This window comes from Campylobacter concisus (assembly GCF_902460625.1).
Lineage (GTDB): Bacteria > Campylobacterota > Campylobacteria > Campylobacterales > Campylobacteraceae > Campylobacter_A > Campylobacter_A concisus_AD.
Genome location: NZ_CABPUT010000007.1, coordinates 40749 through 46776, shown reverse-complemented (window position 1 = coordinate 46776; position 6028 = coordinate 40749). Strand labels below are relative to the sequence as shown.

The 6028-nt window shown below is 41.4% G+C and carries 4 protein-coding genes; 2 read left to right on the top strand and 2 right to left on the bottom strand.

The genetic code is table 11. The features are described 5' to 3' along the window. Nucleotides 1-79 precede the first annotated feature (79 nt). Both thrS and infC read left to right on the top strand, forming a co-directional pair. A complete protein-coding gene (thrS, locus tag F3G69_RS06325; protein WP_149714722.1) occupies nt 80-1900 on the top strand; it encodes a threonine--tRNA ligase in 1821 nt (606 codons plus the stop codon). Next, nucleotides 1897-2415 (top strand): translation initiation factor IF-3, encoded by a 519-nt coding sequence (infC, locus tag F3G69_RS06320; RefSeq protein WP_149714721.1) that lies wholly within the window; start codon nt 1897-1899, stop codon nt 2413-2415. Before thrS ends, infC begins: the two co-directional genes overlap by 4 nt. A 1320-nt stretch (nt 2416-3735) precedes the next feature. Here the strand turns inward: infC and gdhA are convergent. Together gdhA and F3G69_RS06310 are read right to left on the bottom strand one after the other, a co-directional pair. Further along, a complete protein-coding gene (gene gdhA / locus F3G69_RS06315) occupies nt 3736-5094 on the bottom strand; it encodes an NADP-specific glutamate dehydrogenase (protein WP_103600478.1) in 1359 nt (452 codons plus the stop codon). A gap of 198 nt (nt 5095-5292) precedes the next feature. Further along, a complete protein-coding gene (locus tag F3G69_RS06310; RefSeq protein ID WP_103600479.1) occupies nt 5293-5877 on the bottom strand; it encodes an SMI1/KNR4 family protein in 585 nt (194 codons plus the stop codon). Nucleotides 5878-6028: the final 151 nt, after the last annotated feature.

The window sequence follows — 6028 nt, the reverse complement described above, 5'->3', positions numbered from 1 at the left end:
TTTAGCTTAAAGCCCATTTAGATAAAATCCTTAATCGTTCTTTTATCGTAAAAAAGACAATTTGATATAAGGAAAAACAATGAGCGATATCATCGCATACAAACTAAATGGCGAAATAGTCGATACTCAAAGTATCGCAGGGCGCGAGAGTAGTGCCGAGCCTATCTATTTTGACAACTCAAAAGAAGCACTACACGTTATTAGACACTCCTGTGCGCACCTAATGGCACAAGCTATCAAATCACTCTATCCAAAGGCAAAATTCTTTGTCGGACCAAACGTAGAAGATGGATTTTATTATGATTTTAGAGTTGATGATGAGGGCACGAAGCTAGGCGAGAGCGATCTAGCTGCAATCGAAGATAAGATGAAAGAGCTTGCTGAGAAGAAATTTGACATCGTAAAAACCTGCTCAACCAAAGCTAATATGAGCGATAAATTTAAAGATGACGACCTAAAACAAGAGGTCTTAAAAAGAATCCCAGATGGCGAAGTGAGCAGCTACTCACAAGGTGATTTTGAAGATCTTTGCCGTGGACCACACGTACCAAATACTAAATTTTTAAAATTTTTCAAACTTACACGCGTGGCTGGCGCATATCTTGGCGGCGATGAGAGCCGTGAGATGCTAACTAGAATTTACGGCACAGCCTATGCAGATAAAGAGAGCTTAAAAGAGCACATCCGAATCATCGAAGAGGCCAAAAAGCGTGACCACAGAAAGCTTGGCACCGAGATGAAACTATTTACTTTTGATGAAGAAGTGGGTGGCGGCTTGCCGATATGGTTACCAAATGGTGGACGGTTGCGATCGAAGTTAGAGCAAATTTTATACAAAGCTCACCGCGACCGCGGCTACGAGCCAGTGCGTGGGCCTGAGCTTTTAAAGGCCGACGTATGGAGAAGAAGCGGCCACTACGCAAACTATAAAGAAAATATGTACTTTACGACGATCGACGAGACAGAATATGGCATAAAGCCGATGAACTGCGTTGGTCACATCAAAGTTTATCAAAGTGATATCAGGTCTTACCGCGATCTACCGCTTAAATTTTTCGAATACGGCGTAGTGCATCGCCATGAAAAAAGCGGCGTTTTACATGGACTTTTTAGAGTTCGCGAATTTGCACAAGATGACTCGCATATCTTTTGTATGCCAAGCCAGATAAAAGAAAATATCCTAGAAATTTTAAAATTCGCCGGCAAAATAATGGAAAATTTCGGCTTTCATTACGAGATGGAGATTTCGACCAAGCCTGCAAAAGCGATCGGCGGGGATGAAATTTGGGAAACTGCAACCAAAGCGCTAAAAGAAGCGCTTGATGAAAACGGTTTTAAATACGGCATCGACGAGGGTGGCGGCGCATTTTACGGTCCAAAAATCGACATTAAGATCACTGATGCGCTTAAGAGAAAGTGGCAGTGCGGCACGATACAAGTTGATTTTAACTTGCCAGAGCGCTTTGATCTAGGATACATCGATGCAAACAACGAAAGACAACGCCCCGTAATGCTTCACAGAGCACTGCTTGGCAGTTTTGAGAGATTCATAGGAATTTTACTTGAGCACACTGCTGGCGAGCTACCATTTTTCATAGCTCCTACGCAAGTCGTCATCGTACCTATTAGCGACGCGCATTTAGAGTATGCAAAAGAAATTTCACGCGAGCTAAGAAAAATCAACGTCGATAGCGAGATCGCAAGTAAAAATGAGAGTTTAAATAAAAGAATAAGAACGGCAGAAAAACAAAGGGTGCCTATGATAGTTGTGCTAGGTGACAACGAAGTAGCGAACAAGAGCGTTGCGCTACGCGACAGACAGGCTAGGACGCAGAGCGATATGAGCTTGGCGGAATTTATAAATTTAACGAAGGATAAACTTAGTGAGGTACATTTTTGAGTAAGGAAAATGAAGTATTGCTCAATGAGGACATAAGGGCGAGAGAAGTAAGATGTGTAGGGGATGATGGCACAGCATACGGTGTCATCTCAAGAGATGAGGCTTTAGAGATCTCAAATAAGCTTGGGCTTGATCTAGTGCTTATAGCGCCAGATGCGAAGCCGCCAGTTTGCAAGATAATGGACTATGGTAAATTCCGTTATCAGCAAGAGAAAAAGCAAAAAGAAGCTAAAAAAAAGCAAAAAACCATCGAGATAAAAGAGATAAAACTCTCTGTCAAGATCGCCCAAAACGATATAAACTACAAGGTTAAACACGCAAGCGAGTTTTTGCAAGATGGCAAACACGTTAAATTTCGTGTATTTTTAAAGGGTCGCGAGATGAGTACCCCAGAGGCTGGCGTAGCCATGCTTGAGAAGGTCTGGGAAATGATAAAAAATGAAGCTGACCGCGACAAAGAGCCTATAATAGAAGGTCGTTATGTAAATATGCTTGTAACTCCAAAAAAGGGTTAAATTCTAACAAAGAGCAGGCTAGGGCTTGCTCTTTGTTACATTAAATTTTTTAATACAAAAACTTATAAATAACTATTTTCAAAAATCCTATCATTTTTATATGTGTTAAATTTACGCAAAGGCGTTTGCAGGGTTGATATACCTTATGGTTAAATTTGATAGGCAAAATTTGGATGTGGCTTAAATTTAGTAAATTTTGGTCTTTACTTGCTGGAATTTACCCGCTTTGTTATCGCTCATATGGATGTTGTGCTGAAAATAATCTAGGCAAATCGACTCTCTTGCGAGCTTACAAATTTTTAGTACTTGCGTGAGTATTTTTAAGCTAAATTTTGCCTAATATTTAGCTAAATTTGGTAATGGGATATCGCTTTAATAATACTTTTTACAAAAAGCTTTGACTACTCTTGGTTTTATGTGGCGACCAAATTTGACGAAAAATTTGCTTGTTCGTGGATTAAATGTAGCAAATTTTAATTTTTGCTTACTAGAATTTGCTCCATCCTTTTTTTGCCAACCATTACATGGGCCGCTTTGCTGAAATTTGACTAGGCAAGAGCTTGCCTGAAAGAGTAAATTTGATAACTTCTTTCGAGTTGTAAATTAATGGTGCCTGTGCGAGAGTTATAAGCTAAATTTCGCCTAGTAGCTGTATAAATTTGCTAAAAAATTCGCTTGTTTATAGTTTAAATTTATAAAAGAGAATTTAGGCTGGATGAGCATAAATTTACTAAATTTTATAAGCCATTTCTTGGCAAAAATCAAATATCCTATAATCTGCTTGAATAAAATTTAGTGTTTGCTCATCCTATGTCAGGACTTCTTCATTTTGCCTTGTTATATCGATGCCAGCTAACACTATAAAAATTTCTCGCTCGCAACGCGCTTGCTACAAATTCTTCATCTTTAAACAGCCACACATAAACATACCACTCGTGCAATCAAGCAAAAGCATACATGGCAAAAACTTTCAAATTTGTTGCACAAATCTCGCCACTCCACCATTTACTACCACGCCAGCTTTTTTGACAAAATTTCTATTAAATGCTCTAAAAATAGTGATCTGCTCGCCACCTTAGTATCAATATTTTAAATTTAGGTGAGCTTCAAATCCACATATATCACACCACCGCGAATTTGTCAAAACGAACGCCGCATAAAATAATACTTCAAACTAGCGTAAATTTGATAGTTTGTCAGTAAAATTTGCCATACAAAAGGCAAATTCTTTTTTAACTAAAAGCCTAAAACTATTTCATATTGATTTGCATCCAAATTTAACTTGGACGCAAATTTATAGAGCTAAGAGCAAAATCAGCCCTACACGTATCCCTGATCTATCATCGCGTCGGCCACTTTTCTAAAGCCCGCGATATTTGAGCCAAGTACTAGATTTCCCTCGTCGCCAAACTCCTTGCTAGTCTCGTAGCTAAGCTCGAAGATATGATTCATGATGCCGTGCAGTCTGTGATCGACCTCCTCAAAGCTCCACGAAGTCATGCCAGCATTTTGCATCATCTCAAGGCCGCTTGTGCCCACGCCGCCCGCGTTTGCCGCCTTTGCCGGAGCAAAGTAAAAATCCTTTTGCGCGAGCATAAAATTTATCGCATCAAGCGTGCTTGGCATATTTGCCCCCTCAGCCACGAAGCGACAGCCGTTAGCGTAGAGCGTCTTGATGTCGGCTAGATGTAGCTCGTTTTGCGTCGCGCACGGAAACGCTCCGTCGCACGGCACGTCCCATACGCCGTTTCTACCCTCTTTGTACTCGTTTACGCTTACGTATTTTGCGTTCGGTCTAAATTTAACGTATTCGCTAAGGCGCGCGCGTTTGACCTCTTTTAGCTCTTTAAGCACCGCTATATCGATGCCCTCAGCGTCATAGACGTATCCGTTTGAATCAGAGACGGTGATAGGCAGTGCGCCTGCTTGATAGAGCTTTTCGACTGTGTAGATGGCGACGTTTCCGCTACCGCTGATGCTGCATTTTTTGCCCTCTAGATCAAGTCCAGCTTTTCTTAGCATGTTTTGAGTGAAATATACTAGTCCGTATCCAGTAGCCTCTGTGCGCGCTAGGCTGCCACCCCAGTTTAGGCCTTTGCCCGTTAGTATGCCGTCAAATCTACCCGTGAGCTTTTTATACTGTCCAAACATATAGCCGATCTCGCGCGCGCCAACGCCGATGTCGCCTGCCGGTACGTCTACGGTGTTGCCGATGTGGCGGTAAAGCTCGCTCATAAACGCTTGGCAAAAGCGCATTATCTCGCCCTCGCTCTTGCCTTTTGGATCAAAGGTGCTGCCGCCTTTTGCGCCGCCGATATTTACGCCGGTGAGCGAGTTTTTAAAAATTTGCTCAAATCCAAGAAATTTTAGCACGCCAAGATCCACGCTAGGATGCAGTCTGATGCCGCCTTTATAGGGGCCCACGGCTGAGTTAAACTGCACGCGGTAGCCGTTATTTACCTGCGGTCTGCCGTCATCGCCCGTGTACGTGACGCGAAATATCACCGTGCGCTCGGGGATGACGATGCGCTCTAGGATCGCGTGCTTTTGGTACTTGCTCTCTCTTTTTATAAGCGGCTCGAGGCTGTTTAGTACCTCGGTCGCAGCCTGGACAAAGACGCCTTGACCCGGATTGGTCTTTTTTATCCACTCCATCGTTTTTTCGATATACTCGCTCATTTTGGCTCCTATTCGTCAAATTTTTGTAGTTGAATATTAACTCTCCTAGAAAAAATTTTTATTTAAATTTATTTTTATATTTTTACTTTAGGCAATGAGCGTTACATATCGAAACTAAATTTATAAAAAGTGGTTTTTGTTTCGATCGCTGGGATAAATTTATAAAAGAGAATTTAGGCTGAGTAGAGCCTAAATTTACTAAATTTGCGCCATCTCTTGCCAAAGATCAAGTGCTGTGTCGTCTGCTTGGACAAATTTTAGGATTTGCTCGGTTGATGGCAGGGTTTCTTCATTTAGCCTTGCTATATCGATGCTAGCAAGCGCTATGAAAAATTTTTCAAAGTCACTCGCAACGCGCCTGCTGCAAAGCTCCTCATCTCCAAAGAGCCATGCATAGACTGCGCCACTCGTGCAATCAAGCAAAAATATCCACGGATCACCCACGGCAAAGACTATCAAATTTAAAGGGCGAGCTTCACCTTGCCACCATTTGCCGCCATACTCATCTACGCTATTTAGCCGTACTAGCTCACTCGCGTAGTCGCCTTTGGAGCCAAAACTAACATTACAAATTTCAAAATTTCCAAGGTCAAATTTGCTTAAAAGCTTTGTAAATTTAGCTGGGAAATTTACGCCAAGAGCTTCTTGTGCGTTTTTAAGTGCTTGTGTGGTAGCTTTAACATCATTTTGAAGCAAGAGTCTCATGCCAGTCATACCCTCTTGCTCTAGTGGCAAGAAAATTTGATCTAACTTTTGAGCGATTTCATCTAGCTTTAAAAACATATTAGTCCTTTAATTTGCTAAATTTTGGCAAATTTTATCAAATTTATTTCAGCACGCTTTTAAATTTGACCCATTTGTTGCCAAATTTAGACCATGATTTTCATAAATTTAAGAAGCTGGCAAGAGATAGCTAAGAAAACTAGCAATCACT